The following is a 16,611-nucleotide window of genomic DNA, read 5'->3' as shown; positions in this document are numbered from 1 at the left end:
GCGATGCCGGATGGGTGCTCGCCGGTCGACGCGACGAGATCGCCCCTTCGGGGTCTACGCGCGCCCCGCGGCCGCGTCGTCGGCGCGGTCGGCCAGGGCCAGGGCCGCGGCCTCGTCGAGCTCGGCGTCGGCGGCATCGGCGGCGGCGAGCAGTTCGCGAACGCGCGGCACGACCTCGGTCGCGTACCGCTCGATGCTGCCCATCATCGCCTCGTGCGGCAGGGTGCCGTTCGAGTACTTGAGGTCGAAGCGCACTGCGCCGATCGAGCGCATCGCCGCAGCGATCTTCTGCGCGACCGTCTCGGGCGAGCCGGCGTAGAGCGCGCCGTGCGACGAGGCCTCGGCCTCGAAGTGCTCGCGCGTCGCGGGCCCCCAGCCGCGCTCGCGGCCGATGCGGTCGATGATCACCTGGTAGTGGGGCCACAGGGTGTCGAGCGCCTCCTGGTCGGAGTCGGCGATGAAGCCCGGCGAGTGGATGGCGACAGGCTGCGCGGGCTTGCCGAACTGGGCGAGCGCCTTGCGGTAGAGCTCGGCGAGCGGTGCGAAGCGCGCGGGGCTTCCGCCGATGATCGCGAGCACCAGCGGCAGCCCGTAGTGCGCCGCGCGCACGACCGACTCGGGGCTGCCGCCGACGCCGACCCACGTCTTCAGGTGCCCGTGCTCGACGGGCGGGTACACGAGCTGGTCGGTGAGGGCGGGGCGCAGCCGGCCCTCCCAGGTGACGGGCTCCTGCTCGAGGAGCGCCGCGAAGAGCTCGAGCTTCTCCTCGAAGAGCTCCTGGTACTGGCCGAGGTCGAAGCCGAAGAGCGGGAACGACTCGATGAACGAGCCACGTCCGAGGATGACCTCGGCGCGACCTCCCGAGACGCCGTCGAGCGTCGCGAAGCGCTGGAACACGCGCACCGGGTCGTCGGAGCTCAGCACCGTCACCGCTGAGCCGAGGTGGATGCGATCGGTGCGCCCGGCGATCGCGCCGAGCACGACCTCGGGAGCCGAGACGGCGAACTCGTGCCGATGGTGCTCGCCGATGCCGAAGAAGTCGAGGCCGAGGCGGTCGGCGAGCACGGCCTCGTCGACCACGTTGCGCAGCACCTGCGCATGCGGCAGCGTGGTGCCGTCGGCGGCCGCCGTGACGTCGCCGAAGGTGTCGAGTCCGAATTCGTAGCGCTCGGTCATGCCGGCCCCTCTCATCGTCGCCGGGTGCGGAAGCCCGGTGCGGAAGTCGATGCATGCGTACGCATGCACAGGTCGGAACCCGCCCCATGCCGAGACTATTCCCGGGAATGTCACGACGGCACCCCGCGTTGAGATGCATGTCGACGCATGGATCGAGCAGCGCGCCGAGCGGAATGGGAGCATGGAGACTGTGACGGATCGCCCGGTGATCGGAATCTACGGCGCGGGAAAGGTGGGCACGGCCCTCGCCCGCCTGCTCGTGGCCGCCGGGTACCGGGTGCTCATCGCCGGTTCGCCGAGGCAGACCGCCCTCGAGCTCCTCGTGGGCGTCGTCGCCCCCGGCGCCGTCGTCGTCCCCTCCGCCGAGCTCCCCGAGAGCGCCGACGTCATCATCGTCGCCGTGCCGTTCGGAAAGGCCGGCACCGTGCCCTGGGCCGCGTTCGACGGCCGCATCGTGGTCGACGCCATGAACTACTGGCCGCCCGTCGACGGAAACCTCGCCGAGGTCGACGCCGACCCGCGCACCACGAGCGAGCAGAACGCGGCGCGCAACCCGCGCGCCCGCGTGGTCAAGTCCCTCAACCACCTCGGCTACCACGAGATGGAGGACGACAGCCTGCCCGCCGGCGATCCCCTGCGACGTGCGCTCGCAGTGGTCGGCGACGACCCCGGCGCGCGCGCCGAGGTGGCCGCCCTCATCGACGCGATCGGGTTCGATCCGGTCGACGGCGGAGCACTCGAGCACGGCGTCGCGCTCGAGCCGGGGCATCCGGCCTTCGGTCGTGAACTGAGTGCAGGCGAGCTCGCCGCGCTGCTCACCCCGGCCGCCCATCTCGCCGCCTGACACGGCACCGCCGGGTCGCTAGCCTGAAGCCTGACGACGCGGGAGGGCGAGCGAGAATGACGGATGCCGCGGGGCTGACCTCCGCGCTCGAGGCGATGGCGAGCGAGACCGAGCGGATGAAGTACCGCCGGTACTTCCCCGACGACGCGACGGCGCCGTTCATCGGCGTGCGCATGGGCGCCGTCTTCGAGCTCGCGAAGACCGCGCTCGACCTGCCCGTCGCCGAACTCGAGCAGCTGCTCGCCCGGCCGATGCACGAGGTGCGCGCGCTCGCCTGCAGCATCATGGGCAAGTCGGCCGCCGCTCGCACCACGGGCGAGGCCCGCCGCACCGAGCTCTACGAGCTCTATCTCGCCCGCCACGACCGCATCGATCAGTGGGACCTCGTCGATCTCGCCGCCCGCGACGTCGTCGGCGGCCACCTCGTCGATCGTGACCGGTCCCCGCTCGCAGCCCTCGCCGCCTCGTCGTTCTGGCCCGAGCGGCGGACCGCGCTCGTCGCGACCTTCGCCTTCATGAAGCGCGGCGAGACCGACGACGCATTCGCGATCGCCGGGCGGCTCGCCCGCGACGAGGCGCCGTTCGTGCAGAAGGCCGTCGGCTGGGTGCTGCGCTCGGCGGGCGATCTCGACGCCGGGCGCCACCTCGCGTTCGTCGAGGAGCACGCGGCGACGATGCCGCGCGCGGCGCTGCGCGCCGCGATCGAGCACCTGCCGAAGGACGAGCGCGCGCGGGTGCTCGCGATCCGCTGATCGCCGTCCGTGGCAGCGGGCGGCCGAACCGCGACGATGACGGGCTGCGCGGTTCAGGCGTCGTCGGCCTCCGTCGGCCGCTGGCCGAGCGGGCGCCGCTCGCGCGGTTCAGGCGTCGTCGGCCTCCGTCGGCGGCTCGCCGAGCGGCCGTCGCTCGCGCGGTTCAGGCGTCGTCGGCCTCCGTCGGCGGCTCGCCGAGCGGCCGTCGCTCGCGCCGCCGGGCCCCGAGGTCGGCGACGCCGATCGCGAAGGCGATCGCGACGAACACCGCGACCGCGAGCATGCCGACGCCGTACGCGTCGTGGTACACCGCGAGATCGGGCTGGCCCTCGGATTCGCGGTAGATCGTCGAGTAGAACAACGACAGCGTCACGGCGGTGCCGATGGCCGTGCCGATGCGCTGGCCGAGCTGACCCACCGAGCCGGCGAGGCCGCCCTGCTTCACGGGGATGTCCATGAGGGTCAGCGTCTGGTTCGGCGAGACGACGAGGCCGCCGCCCGCGCCGCCGATCACCATCGCGCCGGCCATCGCCCACGGCGTCATCGCAGGCGGGGTCGCCAGCGCCGCGAGCACGAGCAGCCCGATGCCGACGAGCAGCAGCACGAGCCCCCATACGACGAGCGGTCGGCCGAGGCGGTTCACGAGGTTGCCGCCGATCCACGAGCTGAGCGCGCTCAGCAGCGCGAAGCCGATGCCCACCATTCCGGCGAACACCGCCTCGAGGCCGAGCCCGTGCTGCAGGTACAGCGTCGTCAGCAGGAACATCGAGGGCATCGCCGCGAAGTAGACGCTCGCGAGCGAGATGCCGTTGCGGAATGAGCTCACGCCGAACAGGCCCAGCGGCACGAGCGGGTGGCGACCGGATGCCGCGTAGCGGCGCTCCCACGCGACGAACGCCGTGAGCGCGAGCACGAAGACCACGAGCACCCACCAGCGCGCCGGGTCGTCATCGGGCGAGCCCGTCGTGAGCAGGAACGGCCACATGAGCGCGACCACGGTCACACCGAACAGCAGGAGCCCGACGGGGTCGAGCGACAGCGGTTTGTCGGAGGGGCGGCGGGTGACCGGCAGCAGCCAGATCGCGAGGGCGATCGCGATGAGCGCGAGCGGCACGTTGATCCAGAAGATGCCGCGCCAGCCGTCGGTCGGCCCGCCGATCGCGATCATGAGGCCGCCGAGAGTCGGGCCGAACGCCGTCGCGAGCCCGATGGTGGCGCCGAACAGGCCGAAGGCCTTTCCGCGCTCCTTGCCGTGGAAGAGCTCCTGGATGATGCCGAGGACCTGCGGCATCTGGATACCCGCGGCGACGCCCTGCAGGAGGCGCGCGACGAGCAGCACGGTCGCGTTCGGCGCGAGCGCGGCGACGAGGCTCGTGAGCGTGAACAGGCTGAGGCCGACGACGAAGAGCGTCTTGCGCGAGCGCTGGTCGCCGATGCGGCCGGCGGGCACGAGCGTGAGGCCGAACGTCAGCACGTAGCCGGCGACGATGAGCTGCAGCTCGGTCGAGGTCGCGTCGAAGGCGTCCTCGATCGAGGGAAGGCCGACGTTGACCTTCGACAGGTCGAGGATCGTGAGCGCCGCGACGGCGACGCACACCCAGTAGGCACGCCAGCGGTGCTCCTCGGACAACGGGATCGAACGGGTCACCGGCGGCTGCGACATCCGTTCCACCCTATGCCCGCCACGGAGCGATGCGGTGGAATGCCGAAGGCCCCCGCCGAAGCGGGGGCCTTCTCTCGGTGGACCCAGGGGGATTCGAACCCCCGACCTTCTCATTGCGAACGAGACGCGCTACCAACTGCGCCATGGGCCCGAGCCGTGAAAGAGCCTATCACCACTCGAGGGGTGGTCTTGACCACCCGGCTCGATCAGCCGGCCGCCCGACGACGGCGCAGCACGGCGTCGAGGTCGTCGATGCCGGGCCGGGCGTCGTCGACGATGCCCATCCGGGCGTACGGGTTCGGGGCCGCCTGCGCGGTGCGGTCGGCGGCACGCTCGGCCTCGCGCTCCCCTGCGGCGGCGCGTTCGGCTGCGGATGCCGCGGGGCTGATCTTCGGCACCGGCGGGGCGAGCCGTTCGGCCCGCCTGGCGAGGAGCGCCTCGCTCTCGACGCGCTTGAGCTCGGCGGCCGCCTCGATCGACGCCATGGCGGTCGCCGCGATCGTCCCCCGCGACAGGTGCAGGGGCTTGGGCAGCGGCCGGGGCGTCCAGCCCTCCGTCTCGGCCGTCGGCTCGGCGAACTCGATCGGCTCGAAGTCCAGCGCCGCCGGCGTCGCGGGCGCGGCGACCGCGACCTGCGGCAGGCGCCGCTTCGCGAGCCGCACGAGCCCGAAGGCCGCGCCGACGAACGCGACGCCACCGGCGGCGGCGATGACGAGCGATGCTCCGAACGCCGCGGCGACGAGGCCGACGATGACGGTGATGAGCCCGGCGAGCGCGATGAGGGTGCATGCGGCGCGACGGCGGCGCACGGCTCTGCGCGCTCGCCGCGCGGCGTCGTGCGACGGATCGATCTGCGAAGCTGCGACGGCCGGTATCGGCTGGGTGACGGGAGCACTCGCTGCCGCGCGTGCGCGCGCGGCCTCCGCCGCTTCCTCCGCGGCGCGGCGCTCGGCGATGGCCGTCTGCTCGGCCGCTTCCGCGGCGAGGCGTGCCGTCTCCTCGTGCTCGTGCAGGATGCGCTGCTGCGTCGCGACCTCGCGGGCGGTGGCCTCGACGACGATGGGCTCGGGCGTCTCGGCGGTCTCGGCGAGGATGCGGAGGGTCTGCTGGAGTCGTACGGCGTTGCGCTCGGTCGCGAGGTACTGCCGACGGCGCAGCCAGCTCGGCAGCAGGTACGCGATCCACAGCGCGGCCGCCACCGCGATCAGGATCCCCCCGCCGATCACATCCATGCGATAACGCTAGGTCACGCGCGGCCCCGCGCCCGAATCGGCGCGGGCGTGTTCAGCGATCTGTCAGCCGCAGCGGCTCGGCGGCCGCGGCGAGGTCCTCCGCGGTGATGCGTGCGGCGCCGTCGGGCACGCGCCCGTCGCGCCACCGGCGCAGCACGCCGCGCGGCACCTCCTCGCTCACGAGCGCGAACGCGAAGTGGTCGCACCAGGCGCCGTCGATGTGGATGAACCGGCGCCGCAGGCCCTCGTAGCGGAACCCGAGCTTCTCGACGACGCGCAGCGACGGCCCGTTCTCGGGTCGGATGCAGATCTCCATGCGGTGCAGGCGCAGCACGCCGAAGCAGTAGTCGGTCGCGAGCGCCACCGCGGTCGGGGTGATGCCCCGGCCGGCCACGTGCTCGGAGACCCAGTACCCGATCGTCGCCGACGACAGCGAGCCGTAGCTGATCGACGAGACGTTGAGCTGGCCGACGAGCTCGCCGTCGACCTCGATGACGAACGGCAGTCCGTGGCCGCCCCGTGCGTGCGCGAGCAGGTTGCGGATCGACGCCCTGGCATCGATGAACGACCCGCCGCCCGGGTAGGTCGCCTCCCACTTCTTCAGCCAGCCGCGGTTCGCGAGCAGCACCCGTTCGAGCGCCTTCGCGTCGCGCACGCGGATGGGCCGGAGCACGACCTCGCCGTCGCGGAGGGTGGGCAGGGACGATGCCGCCATCGTCAGTGGGTGGGTGGGGTGAGGGTGTCGGTGTAGTCGATGAGCCAGGAGCGCAGGTCGGCGCCGAGGTCCTCGCGATCGACCGCGAGCTGGATCACGGCCTTGATGTAGTCCAGCTTGTCGCCCGTGTCGTACCGGCGACCCCGGAACACGACCCCGTACACCCCGCCCGTACCCGCCACATCTCCGGCCATCGTCATCAACGCATCGGTCAACTGGATCTCACCACCCTTACCCGGCGGCGTGTCGGCCAGGATGCCGAACACCTCGGGCTTGAGCACGTACCGGCCGATCACCGCGTAGTTCGACGGCGCGACCTCCTTCGCGGGCTTCTCCACCAACCCCGTGATCCGCACCACATCGGGATCGTCGGTCGGCTCGACCTGCGCAGCCCCGTACAGGTGGATCTGATCCGGGTCCACCTCCAACAAGGCCACGATCGACGCGTCCCGCTTCTGCTGCTCGTCCAGCATCCGCGTCAACAACTCGTCCCGGGCATCGATGATGTCATCCCCCAGCAGCACCGCGAACGGCTCATCACCCACATGCATGTGCGCCCGATGCACCGCATGCCCGAGCCCGAGCGGGTCACCCTGCCGCACGTAATGCATGTCCGCCAGATCGGTCGACTCGTTCACCTTCTCCAGCTTCGCCGTGTCGCCCTTGCGCTCCAGCGTCGCCTCCAACTCCGCGACCCGGTCGAAATGGTTCTCCAACGCGTTCTTGTTCCGACCCGTGATCATCAACACATCCGTCAACCCCGCCGCCACGGCCTCCTCGACCACGTACTGGATCGCCGGCTTGTCCACCACCGGCAGCATCTCCTTCGGCATCGCCTTCGTCGCCGGCAGGAACCGCGTCCCCAACCCCGCCGCAGGAATGACCGCCTTCGTGATCCGTTGAGTCATGCGCTCCAGCGTACCGGCTGGGATCCTTCCATCCGGGCTGCGACCGGTCCGGCCGGCTGCGCCTCCGCCTAGGATGTGAGCCATGCCCGACGATCCCGGTGTCCAGAAGCGCATCCTGCGCGCGGAGCTGCGCGAGCGCCGCCAGAACATGTCGATGCACGAGCGCACGCACGCCACCGAGGGCTTCACGGCCCGCCTCCAGGAGCTCATCGGCTCCACCGGCGCCGACTCGATCTCGTGCTACCTCTCGATGCCCTCCGAGCCCGACACGCGCCCCTTCGTGAACTGGGCCGAGGCCCGAGGCATCCGCGTGCTCTTCCCCATCACCCGCGAAGACGGGCTGCTCGACTGGACCGTGGGCGAGGAGCAGACCGAGCGGCTCGGTCCCACCGGAGTGCCGGAGGCCGAGGGCGAGCTGCTCGGGCCGATGGCGATCAACGACGTCGATCTCATCGTGATTCCGGCCGCCGCGATCGACGCCACCGGCATGCGCCTCGGCTGGGGCCGCGGCTATTTCGACAAGACCCTCGGGTCGATGGGAAAATGTCCTCCGGTGTACGCCGTGGTCTTCGACAGCGAGTTCGTCGAGCACGTGCCGCGCGAGGTGCACGATCAGCCCGTCAACGGCGTCGTGACCCCCACCCGCATCATCGCCTTCTGAGCCGGCGCACCGCCGCCCACCACCGAGAGACTGCAATGCCCACCTATTCCTACCGTTGCACCGAGTGCGACAACGCCTTCGACATCCACCAGGCCTTCACCGACGACGCGCTCACGGTCTGCGAGGTCTGCGGCGGCAAGCTGCGCAAGCTCTTCAACACGATCGGCGTGACCTTCAACGGCTCGGGCTTCTACCGCACCGACTCGCGCGCGGGCGGCTCAGCGGGTTCGGGGGGTTCGAAGAGCGGGTCGGATGCCTCGTCGGCGTCATCCTCGTCGGGCTCGGGCTCGTCAGGCTCGGGCTCGTCGAAGCCGGCGTCGACCGGCGGGGGCGCCTCGGCATCGTCCTGAGCTTCGGCTAGCGTGGTGCCCGTCCGAAATCGACACCGGAGGGGGAGGCCGTGATCAAGGGCTTCAAGGAATTCATCATGCGGGGCAACGTCATCGACCTCGCCGTCGCGGTCGTCATCGGCGCGGCGTTCACGGCGGTCGTGAACTCGATCGTCACCAATCTGATCAACCCGCTGATCAGCCTCCTGTTCAAGGCTGACAGCCTCGACCAGGCACTCGTCTGGACGGTCGGCGACACGAAGTTCAGCTTCGGCGCCGTCATCGGCGCGATCATCTCCTTCCTCGCCGTCGCAGCCGTGGTCTACTTCGTGTTCGTCATGCCGATGAACCACTTCAAGGAGCGCGCCGAGCAGAAGCGCAAGGCGGGGCAGCCCGACCCCGAGGAGCCCGAGACCGAGCTCACGGTGCTCGCCCAGATCCGCGACCTCCTCGCCGAGCAGGGGTCCGTGCTCGGTTCGGGCCGCCACAGCGACCAGTAGCGCGACATCGACCGTCCGACGACGGGTCGAGACTCAGTCGCGCCGCCAGTGCGGCGGCCGGTCGCGCAGCAGGCGTTCGTCGTCGGGAGACGTGCGCCGAGGCATCCCCGTCGTGTCGCCCGACTGATCGCCCTCGGCCGGCGCGACGGGCGCCTCGGGCGACGGGTCGGAACCCGGCGCCGGCGTGAGCTTCGCCCGACGGGCACGTCCGGGAGCACGCTCGACGCGCTGGCGCGGCTCGGGCTCGTTGGTCACGGGCGGGAACCGGCGGCGCGCACCTCGGCGCCGTCGTCGACCGGGTCGGGCTTGCCGAGCACGCTCGCGACCCGAGCGGCGACCGCGTCGGGGTTGCCGAACAGCTCGAAGCTGTGCACGCGCAGGTAGTGCCACCCCAGCCGGCGCAGCACATCGGGCCGCAGCCGCAGCGACTCGCGCAGGCTCTGCCCCACGAACGCATCGTCGGTCTCGACCACGACCGCCTTGCCAGCGTGGGCGGCGGCGAGCGCGAGGCGTCCGCGGTAGCCGACGCTGACCCGGATGCCACGCCGCTCGAGCCGTGACGCGAGGTCGCGCAGCATCGAGCCGACCTCCATCCGCTCTCCCGAGTCGGCCGCGCGTTCCTCGGTCTGCGTCAGCACGTTCGCGAGGGCGAGCACGCCGTGGCTCTGCCGCGACTCGTCGATGTCGTCGGGGCGGAACGCCGAGACGATGTCCATCGAACGGCGAGCGCGGGTCATGCCGACGGCGAGCAGGCGATCGCCGCCCGGCTGGCCGAGCGACCCGAAGTTCGAGAGCAGGCGGCCGTGCGGGGTGCGACCGTAGCCGATCGAGAAGATGACGCGGTCGCGACTCTGGGCGACGGCCTGCTCGAGCGTCAGCACCGTGAACGGCTCGGCCCGGTCCTTGAGGATGAAGTCCGACAGGTCGGTGCGCTTCGCGAACGCGGCGAGCACCGCCTGGTGCACCCTGGCCGCATGCCGCGTGCTCGCGGTGATCACCATGAGCGACTCGCGCGGACGCTTGACGGCGTGCTCCATGACGAGCTCGACGACCTTCGCGACCTCGGAGTCGATCGACTCGACCGTGCCGGTCACCGAGTCGGGCAGCCCGTTGCCCGAGACGTAGTGGAGGCCGAGGCTGCCGTGCCCGAGGAAGCTGCCCGCCCACGGCAGCGACACGATGCGGCCGCCGTAGAAGCGCCGGTTCACGAGCTCCGCGAGGTCTTCGCCGCCGGCGCGGTAGCTGCGGGTGAGGGTCAGCGTCGGCAGCAGCTCGCCGAGCCGCGCGAGCGCCGAATCGGCGTGCAGGGCGTCGACGCCGCCGTGCTCGTGATCGCGGTCGGGCGGCGTCTCGCCGTCGTCGATGCCGGTCTCGAAGAGCGTCGGCGTCTGCGTGACGGGGTCGCCGAAGGCGACGACCTGCTTCGCCCGGCGGATGGCCCCGAGGTTCTCGGCGATGGTCGTGGCCCCGGCGTCGACGAGGATGACGGTGTCGAAGGCGATGCGGTCGTCGACGGCCGACACCTCGTAGGGCGAGGCGAGCCACACAGGGGCGAGCACGCGGAAGAGGTTCGGCGCCTCGGTCACGAGCGCGTCGGCGCGCAGGCGATCGCCGCGCAGCAACCGCTTGAGCACCGCGGCCTCCTCGGGGTGGTCGACGAGCGCGACCTTCCAGTTCTCGGCGAGGCGCCACGCGAGCAGCGGACCCGCAGCCGACGCGTGCGCCTCGTCGACGAGCCGGAAGTCGCCCTCGAGCCGGTCGAGCACCGTCGTGTTCGCGCCGAGCAGCGCCTTCTCACCCGCGAGCACCTGCTCGAGCACCGACTGCCACCAGGCCAGCTCGAGCTCGTCGGCGACGCGCGGCTCGGGCACGTGGCGCTTGGCGAGGTCGACGAGCAGCGGGTCGAGCCCGAGCTCGCGCAGCCGGCCGAGGATCGCGGTGCGCTCCTGCAGGTTCGCGAGCACCTCCGAGTCGGCGGCGAGGCCGGCGAGGGTCGCCACCAGGTCGCGGATGGGCCGTGCGCCGAGCTGGCGCGGCGTGCCAACGAGGTCGAGCGGCGCGTCGAGGGTCGCGAGGTCGCTCGAGACGTGCTGGTACGCGACGTGCACGTCGTCGATGCCGACCGGGACGCCGGGGATCGCCCCCGCGTCGGAGTAGCGCTGCCAGAGGGTTCGCTGCTGCTGGATGCCTCGGAGCGCCGAGTTCAGGTCGGTGATGTGCACCCCGGGGCGCACGAACTCGAGCGCGTGACGGCGCAGGCGCCGGCGATTCGCACCCGACATCCCCGACTCGCGGCGCGGGGCGGTCGCGGCGATGAGCTCGCCGAGCGGCCGGTCGAAGACCGACGGCTGGAACCGGTCGAGGGTCTCTCGCACGTCGAGCAGCAGCCGGAGGAACACGCCGAGCTCGGCGATCGACTCGAACTCGCGGAGGCGGGTCTGCGCGATCAGCGAGCGGCCTCGCTCGAGGAGCCGCGGCACCTCGACGGCGCTCAGCCGCTTCGCGAGCTCGTGGGCGTTCGTCGCCTCTGCCGACGACGTGAACGACGCGCCGTACCAGGGCGAGTCACCCGGGCCGTAGCGGAACTCGCCGAGCTCGGCGGCGCGCGCGAGGTCGCGCGCGACGTCTCCGCGGCCGGTCGCGAGCTCGGCGAGTGCCGCTCGGTCGAGCCGTGCCGTCGTCGACGGCGGTGCCGGGAGGAGCGCGAGCCGCGCGAGCTCGCTGAGCGCATCGAGCACCGACACGTGCAGTTCGGGATCGGGACGCGTGAGGGCGGTGCGATAGTCGAGCAGCACCTTGCGCAGGCGGACGAGCGCGTCGTCGACGTCGGCGACCCGCGGCCGCTCGGCCTTCTCGTTGCGGGAGATCGACTGGATGAGCTCGCGCCGCAGACCCGGCGTGGTCACCGCGGCGCCGCCGAGGCCGACCTGCCCGAGTCGATGCGCGATGCCGTCGAGGCTCGCGCGCCGCGCGCCGACGACGAGCACCCGCTTGTCGTTCGCGACGAGCGCGCCGATGGCGTTGACGATGGTCTGGGTGCCGCCCGTGCCGGGGAGCGTCTTCACCACGACGGAGGTGCCCTGCTCGATCTCTGCGACGACCTGCTCCTGCTCGGGGTCGGCGTCGAGCAGGAGGGTGTCGGTCGAGGGCGGGCGGTCGTCCTGCCCGACGGGCTTGACGCGCTCACCGCGAGCGGCGGTCACGGCGGCGCGCGCGGCCGGGTTGCCGGCGAGCGCGTCGATCACCGGGTGATCGAGCTTCGCGGCGTCGATCGCCATCTCGGGCCCGACCTCGGCGAACGACGAGACCACGAGCCGCGGAGCGACCTGGAACCAGGGCAGGTGGCTCGTGAGCCCGCGCAGCCGGTCGATGACGGGCTGCGGCTTGAAGACGCCGTTCGTGATCGCGAGTGCGACGAAGGCGTCGGCGTCGAGCGTGATCTGGAACTGGTCGCGCAGCTCGCGGGCCAGCGCGGGGTTCAGGAAGGGTTGGCCCTTGAGCTTGAGCTCGAAGTCCCGGCCGTAGCGACGGATGGCGAGCGGACGGAGCAGCACAGGGGCGAGGTACTCCTCGCCGCCGTTGCGCCACGAGGCGAGCCCGATGGCGAGGTGCACCGACTCGACGCCGCGGACGCTCCGCAGTTCGATGCCCTTCTGCGTGATCTCGGCCGCCGCGAGCCGCGCGTTGCGCAGCGCCAGCTCGTCGCGGATGAGGCTCGACAGGAGGGTCGACTTGCCCGTGATGAACTGCGGCAGGCCGCCCGGGTGCGTCGTCGAGAGCTCGATGCGGCTGCGCGGGGTGTCGACGAACCGGACGAGCGGCGAGCGGCCGCCGACCGCGGCGAGCTCGGAGTTCCAGCGTCGCCAGGCGGGTTCGGCGACGTTGCCGGCGACGAGGGCCGGGTCGCCGAGGCTGAGGCCGTCGGGGCGGGTGATGTCCTGCTGCATGGGTTCCGGAGTGAGTTGGTCGGCGGCGGCGTCGGGCTCGTCGCCGAGGATCTCGTCCTCGTCGTCCTGGTTCCGATCGAGCCGCTGCACACCGACACCCTAAGACGAAACGCGCGAAATCCTCGGAGCATCGCCGCGGTCGGCCCCGTTCAGCTGGTTCCCGGATACCCCATGGGTATACATGCTAGGGTCGTCGAGTGCGCCTGATCCCCACCCGCGACCCCAGCTCGGCCATCCGCCCGCCCGTCACCGTCATCATCGGCGGCGTCGCCGGCGGCATGTCGGCCGCGACCCGCCTGCGCCGGCTCGACGAGGAGCGCGAGATCATCGTGCTCGAACGGAGCGGCGCCGTCTCGTTCGCGAACTGCGGCCTGCCGTACCACGTCTCCGGCGTCATCGCCGAACGCGACGACCTCGCCCTGCAGACGCCCGAGCGGCTCGCCGAGCGCTTCCGCATCGATGCGCGGGTGCGCCACGAGGCGGTGGCCGTCGACCCCGCCGCGAAGACGGTCTCGGTGCGCGACCTCGCGAGCGGGAGCGTCGCGTCGATCGCGTACGACGAACTCGTGCTCGCGACGGGGGCCGCACCGAGGCGCCCCGACGACGTCGACGACGACGCCCCGATCCACGTGCTGCGCACGCTCGACGACCTCGACGGCATCATGGCCGCCCTCGCCTCGGTCGGCGATGCCGGCCCGGCCGTCGTCATCGGCGGCGGGTACATCGGCATCGAGCTCGCCGACAACCTCGTGCGGCGCGGCGTCGCGACGACGCTCGTGCAGCGCGGCGAGCAGGTGCTCGGCGGTCTGGACCCCGAGATGGCGGCGCCCGTCGCCGACCATCTCGCCCGGCGCGGCATCGGCATCGAGCTCGGCCGCGACGTGCGGCGCGTCGCCCACGACCACGTCGAGCTCGACGACGGCACCCGACTGCACGCCGGCATCGTGTTCGCGGCGATGGGCGTGCGCCCCGAATCGGTCCTCGCCGTCGCCGCGGGCCTCGCGACCGGCCCCTCCGGGGGCATCGTCGTCGACCACGATCACCGCACGAGCGACCCGTCGATCTTCGCCGTCGGCGACGTCGTCGAGCAGCGCGACGCGATCGACGGATCGTCGCGGCTCGCACCCCTCGCGGGCCTCGCGAACCGGCACGGCCGCGCCGTCGCCGACGTCATCGCCGGCGCACCACGACCCGCCCGCCCCGCCCTCGGCACCGCGATCGTCGACGCCGCAGGACTCACCGTCGCCTCGACCGGCTGGAGCGAACGGCGTGCGCGCGAACGCGGCCGGGCGGTGCGGATCGTGCACTCCCATCCCGCCTCGCACGCCGGCTACTACCCCGGCGCCGCACCCATGTCGCTGAAGCTCGTCGTCGACGCCGCCACCGACCTCATCGTCGGCGCCCAGGGCGTCGGCACCGACGGCGTCGACAAGCGCATCGACGTCATCGCCACCGCGATCGCGACCGGACTCACCGCCTCCGAGCTCGCCGACCTCGAGCTCGCCTACGCACCCCAGTACGGGCACGCGAAGGACCCGATCAACCAGCTCGGCTACATCGCGGGCAACCTCGCGAGCGGCGAGGACCGGGTCGTCCAATGGCACGAGCTCGACGACGAGCTCGCACGCGGCGCCGTACTCATCGACGTGCGTGCCGAGACGCAGCTCGACGAGGGGCGCATCCCCGGCGCAACCTGGATCCCCGTCGAAGCGCTGCGCGAACGCCACGCCGAGTTCGCCGGCCGGCGGATCGTCGTGCACTGCCGGGTGGGGCAGGGCGCGCACACCGCCGCCCGGCTGCTCGCCGGTCTCGGCCACGACGTCGTGAACCTCGACGGCGGCTTCCTCACCTGGCGCGACGGCATGCGCGCCCGCGAACTCGCCGCGGCTGCGGCATCCGACCCCGCAGACGGCGAACGCGCCGCCTGACCGACCCATCCGCTGACGAAGGAGCCCGAATGCGATCCCTCTCCCCCGCCGAGGTGCACGCCACCGACGACGCCTACCTCATCGACGTGCGCGACGAGGCCGAAGTCGCCCAGGCGCGCATCGACGGCGCCCACCACATCCCGCTCGGCGAGCTGGTGGCCCGCCTCGACGAGGTGCCGCGCGACCGCACGGTGTACGTGCTGTGCCACGTGGGCGGCCGCAGCGCGCAGGCGGTCGTCTACCTCGAGCAGCACGGGTTCGACGCCGTCAACATCGACGGCGGCATCGTCGGCTGGTACCGCGAGGGCCTGCCCGTCGAGCTCGGCGGCGCATCGTGAGCACCGCCCTCGAGGAGCAGCGGCGCATCGCGAACCGGCTGAAGCGCGCACGCGGGCAGCTCACCGCGGTGATCGAGGCCGTCGAGTCCGGTGCCGACTGCCGCACCGTCGTGACCCGGCTCGCGACGGTCTCGAGCGCACTCGACAAGGCGGGCTTCGCGATCATCTCTGCGGCGCTGCGCGAGTGCCTCGCCGACGAGGCCGAGCCCCGTCCAGCCGAGGGATCGGACGAGCCCGCGAGCGGACGGATCGGGATCGACGAGCTCGAACGGCTCTTCCTCAGCCTCGCCTGAGACGACGGATGCCCCGCCCGCGGGTCGCGGGCGGGGCATCCGGTCACGACCCGCGTGGGAGCACGCGGGTCGCAACGGTGCGCACCCCTCGCGGCCGCCTGTGCAGTGGCGGCCGATCGGCTGCGAGGGGTGACGATCGAGCGCGTGGGTGCCTCGGCCGAGGCACCCACGATCGAGCGGCTCAGCGAGCCGAGTACTCGAGACCGTGCGCCAGGGCCACCGGCTCGTTGGTGAGCTTGCCTGCGGTGGCGTTGAGGCCCTTGGCGAGCGCCGGGTCGGCGTCGAGGGCCGCCTCCCAGCCGAGGTCGGCGATCTTCAGCGCGTACGGGAGCGTCGCATTGATGAGCGCGGGCGCCGAGGTCGCCGGCACCGCACCGGGCATGTTCGCGACGCAGTAGTAGATCGCGTCGTGCACCTTGAAGGTCGGCTCGGCGTGCGTGGTCGGGCGCGAGCCCTCGAAGCAGCCGCCCTGGTCGATCGCGATGTCGACGAGCACCGCGCCCGGCTTCATCGTGGCGACCATCTCGTCGGTGACGACCTTCGGCGCGGCCGCACCCGGGATGAGCACGGCGCCGACAACGAGGTCGGCGGTCTTCAGCGCGCGGGCGATCTCGTACGACGACGAGGACATCGTCTTGATGCGGCCGTGGTAGCGGCCGTCGATCTCGCGCAGCTTCGGCAGCGAGATGTCGAACACGGTGACGTCGGCGCCGAGGCCGAGCGCGGTCGCCGCAGCCTGCTCGCCCGCGACGCCGCCGCCGATGACGACGACGTTGGCGGGGGCGGTGCCGGGCACGCCCGCGAGCAGCACGCCGCGGCCGCCCTTGGAGGCGTGCAGCTCGGCGGCGCCGACCTGCGGGGCGAGCCGGCCGGCGACCTCGCTCATGGGGGTGAGCAGCGGCAGTGAGCGGTCGGCGAGCTGCACGGTCTCGTAGGCGATCGCGGTGACGCCCGAGTCGAGGATGGCCTTCGTCAGCGGCAGGTCGGCCGCGAGGTGGAGGTAGGTGAAGAGCGTGAGGTCGTCGCGGAGGTAGCCGTACTCGCTCGCGATCGGCTCCTTGACCTTCAGCACGAGCTCGGCCGACCACGCCTCGGCGGCGGTGGCGACGATCGAGGCACCGGCCTCGGTGTACTCGGCGTCGGTGTAGCCCGCGCCGAGGCCGGCGCCGGCCTCGATCGCGACCGAGTGCCCGCGCTGCGTGAGCGCGTGCACGCCGGCGGGGTTCATCGCGACGCGGAATTCGTTGTTCTTGATCTCAGCAGGCACGCCGATGCGCATGTTGGCTCCGAATGGTGTGTGGGGTGTTCCTCATATCATCGCCGGT

At 72.2% G+C, this 16,611-nt stretch carries 16 protein-coding genes and 1 tRNA gene; 8 read left to right on the top strand and 9 right to left on the bottom strand.

Features of this window, described 5'->3' with window-relative positions; all coding sequences use genetic code 11:
• Positions 1-54 precede the first annotated feature (54 nt).
• The gene (locus tag LR269_RS08470; protein ID WP_231430293.1) at positions 55-1,176 is read right to left on the bottom strand and encodes an LLM class flavin-dependent oxidoreductase; all 1,122 of its coding nucleotides are present in this window, start codon (positions 1,174-1,176) and stop codon (positions 55-57) included.
• Between LR269_RS08470 and LR269_RS08465 the strand changes: the two genes are divergently transcribed.
• Together LR269_RS08465 and LR269_RS08460 are read left to right on the top strand one after the other, a co-directional pair.
• On the top strand, positions 1,175-2,020 hold the full coding sequence (locus LR269_RS08465; protein WP_308191635.1) for an NAD(P)-binding domain-containing protein: 846 nt from the start codon (positions 1,175-1,177) through the stop codon (positions 2,018-2,020). The two genes, LR269_RS08470 and LR269_RS08465, sit on opposite strands and share 2 nt — an antisense overlap.
• A 56-nt stretch (positions 2,021-2,076) precedes the next feature.
• Entirely contained in the window at positions 2,077-2,772 is a 696-nt protein-coding gene (locus LR269_RS08460) for a DNA alkylation repair protein (RefSeq protein WP_231430291.1), read from the top strand.
• A gap of 163 nt (positions 2,773-2,935) precedes the next feature.
• Here the strand turns inward: LR269_RS08460 and LR269_RS08455 are convergent, their stop codons facing one another.
• The 5 genes from LR269_RS08455 to galU all read right to left on the bottom strand — a co-directional run bounded on the left by LR269_RS08455 (position 2,936) and on the right by galU (position 7,290).
• On the bottom strand, positions 2,936-4,435 hold the full coding sequence (locus tag LR269_RS08455; protein ID WP_231430290.1) for an MFS transporter: 1,500 nt from the start codon (positions 4,433-4,435) through the stop codon (positions 2,936-2,938).
• A 78-nt stretch (positions 4,436-4,513) separates the two neighbouring features.
• Positions 4,514-4,586 (bottom strand) — tRNA-Ala (locus LR269_RS08450).
• A gap of 55 nt (positions 4,587-4,641) precedes the next feature.
• Positions 4,642-5,667, bottom strand: coding sequence for a hypothetical protein (locus tag LR269_RS08445; RefSeq protein ID WP_231430289.1), 1,026 nt, complete (start codon positions 5,665-5,667; stop codon positions 4,642-4,644).
• A gap of 52 nt (positions 5,668-5,719) precedes the next feature.
• On the bottom strand, positions 5,720-6,382 hold the full coding sequence (locus tag LR269_RS08440; RefSeq protein WP_231430288.1) for a GNAT family N-acetyltransferase: 663 nt from the start codon (positions 6,380-6,382) through the stop codon (positions 5,720-5,722).
• Positions 6,383-6,384: 2 nt separating this feature from the next.
• Positions 6,385-7,290, bottom strand: a complete 906-nt coding sequence (gene galU, locus LR269_RS08435) for a UTP--glucose-1-phosphate uridylyltransferase GalU (RefSeq protein WP_231430287.1) — start codon at positions 7,288-7,290, stop codon at positions 6,385-6,387.
• A gap of 82 nt (positions 7,291-7,372) precedes the next feature.
• Between galU and LR269_RS08430 the strand changes: the two genes are divergently transcribed.
• The 3 genes from LR269_RS08430 to mscL are packed head-to-tail and all read left to right on the top strand — an operon-like array spanning position 7,373 to position 8,780.
• Positions 7,373-7,951 (top strand): 5-formyltetrahydrofolate cyclo-ligase, encoded by a 579-nt coding sequence (locus LR269_RS08430; protein ID WP_231430286.1) that lies wholly within the window; start codon positions 7,373-7,375, stop codon positions 7,949-7,951.
• A gap of 35 nt (positions 7,952-7,986) precedes the next feature.
• On the top strand, positions 7,987-8,301 hold the full coding sequence (locus tag LR269_RS08425) for an FmdB family zinc ribbon protein (RefSeq protein ID WP_231430285.1): 315 nt from the start codon (positions 7,987-7,989) through the stop codon (positions 8,299-8,301).
• Between the two features lie 50 nt (positions 8,302-8,351).
• Positions 8,352-8,780, top strand: coding sequence for a large conductance mechanosensitive channel protein MscL (mscL, locus tag LR269_RS08420; RefSeq protein ID WP_231430284.1), 429 nt, complete (start codon positions 8,352-8,354; stop codon positions 8,778-8,780).
• A gap of 33 nt (positions 8,781-8,813) precedes the next feature.
• Here the strand turns inward: mscL and LR269_RS08415 are convergent, their stop codons facing one another.
• Positions 8,814-9,035: a hypothetical protein gene (locus LR269_RS08415; RefSeq protein WP_231430283.1), complete on the bottom strand. Its 222-nt coding sequence runs from the start codon at positions 9,033-9,035 to the stop codon at positions 8,814-8,816.
• Positions 9,032-12,727, bottom strand: a complete 3,696-nt coding sequence (locus LR269_RS08410) for an AAA family ATPase (RefSeq protein ID WP_255680286.1) — start codon at positions 12,725-12,727, stop codon at positions 9,032-9,034. Before LR269_RS08410 ends, LR269_RS08415 begins: the two co-directional genes overlap by 4 nt.
• 197 nt (positions 12,728-12,924) lie before the next feature.
• Here LR269_RS08410 and LR269_RS08405 point away from each other — a divergent pair, with 197 nt between their 5' ends.
• From LR269_RS08405 to LR269_RS08395, 3 genes are read left to right on the top strand one after another with little or no spacing between them, the layout of a single operon-like run.
• Positions 12,925-14,655: an FAD-dependent oxidoreductase gene (locus LR269_RS08405; protein ID WP_308191634.1), complete on the top strand. Its 1,731-nt coding sequence runs from the start codon at positions 12,925-12,927 to the stop codon at positions 14,653-14,655.
• A gap of 29 nt (positions 14,656-14,684) precedes the next feature.
• The gene (locus tag LR269_RS08400; protein WP_231430281.1) at positions 14,685-14,993 is read left to right on the top strand and encodes a rhodanese-like domain-containing protein; all 309 of its coding nucleotides are present in this window, start codon (positions 14,685-14,687) and stop codon (positions 14,991-14,993) included.
• Positions 14,987-15,286 carry a metal-sensitive transcriptional regulator gene (locus tag LR269_RS08395; RefSeq protein ID WP_231432290.1) on the top strand — a complete coding sequence of 100 codons (300 nt, stop codon included), beginning with the start codon at positions 14,987-14,989 and terminating at the stop codon, positions 15,284-15,286. Before LR269_RS08400 ends, LR269_RS08395 begins: the two co-directional genes overlap by 7 nt.
• Positions 15,287-15,467: 181 nt before the next feature.
• Here the strand turns inward: LR269_RS08395 and ald are convergent, their stop codons facing one another.
• The gene (gene ald / locus LR269_RS08390) at positions 15,468-16,565 is read right to left on the bottom strand and encodes an alanine dehydrogenase (RefSeq protein ID WP_231430280.1); all 1,098 of its coding nucleotides are present in this window, start codon (positions 16,563-16,565) and stop codon (positions 15,468-15,470) included.
• Positions 16,566-16,611 lie beyond the last annotated feature (46 nt).

Source organism: Agromyces sp. S2-1-8 (assembly GCF_021129215.1).
Taxonomy (GTDB): Bacteria; Actinomycetota; Actinomycetes; order Actinomycetales; family Microbacteriaceae; genus Agromyces; species Agromyces chromiiresistens.
Note: the sequence above shows the minus strand (reverse complement) of the source record. Positions and strands in the feature narration are given on the sequence as shown.

Bases quoted from the DNA above. Each gene is read 5' to 3' on its own strand.
- LR269_RS08440 (WP_231430288.1), bottom strand. From the start codon at position 6,382: ATGGCGGCATCGTCCCTGCCCACCCTCCGCGACGGCGAGGTCGTGCTC.
- LR269_RS08460 (WP_231430291.1), top strand. From the start codon at position 2,077: ATGACGGATGCCGCGGGGCTGACCTCCGCGCTCGAGGCGATGGCGAGC.
- LR269_RS08430 (WP_231430286.1), top strand. From the start codon at position 7,373: ATGCCCGACGATCCCGGTGTCCAGAAGCGCATCCTGCGCGCGGAGCTG.
- LR269_RS08410 (WP_255680286.1), bottom strand. From the start codon at position 12,727: ATGCAGCAGGACATCACCCGCCCCGACGGCCTCAGCCTCGGCGACCCG.
- LR269_RS08425 (WP_231430285.1), top strand. From the start codon at position 7,987: ATGCCCACCTATTCCTACCGTTGCACCGAGTGCGACAACGCCTTCGAC.
- LR269_RS08465 (WP_308191635.1), top strand. From the start codon at position 1,175: ATGCCGGCCCCTCTCATCGTCGCCGGGTGCGGAAGCCCGGTGCGGAAG.
- LR269_RS08455 (WP_231430290.1), bottom strand. From the start codon at position 4,435: ATGTCGCAGCCGCCGGTGACCCGTTCGATCCCGTTGTCCGAGGAGCAC.
- LR269_RS08470 (WP_231430293.1), bottom strand. From the start codon at position 1,176: ATGACCGAGCGCTACGAATTCGGACTCGACACCTTCGGCGACGTCACG.
- LR269_RS08400 (WP_231430281.1), top strand. From the start codon at position 14,685: ATGCGATCCCTCTCCCCCGCCGAGGTGCACGCCACCGACGACGCCTAC.
- ald (WP_231430280.1), bottom strand. From the start codon at position 16,565: ATGCGCATCGGCGTGCCTGCTGAGATCAAGAACAACGAATTCCGCGTC.
- LR269_RS08445 (WP_231430289.1), bottom strand. From the start codon at position 5,667: ATGGATGTGATCGGCGGGGGGATCCTGATCGCGGTGGCGGCCGCGCTG.
- galU (WP_231430287.1), bottom strand. From the start codon at position 7,290: ATGACTCAACGGATCACGAAGGCGGTCATTCCTGCGGCGGGGTTGGGG.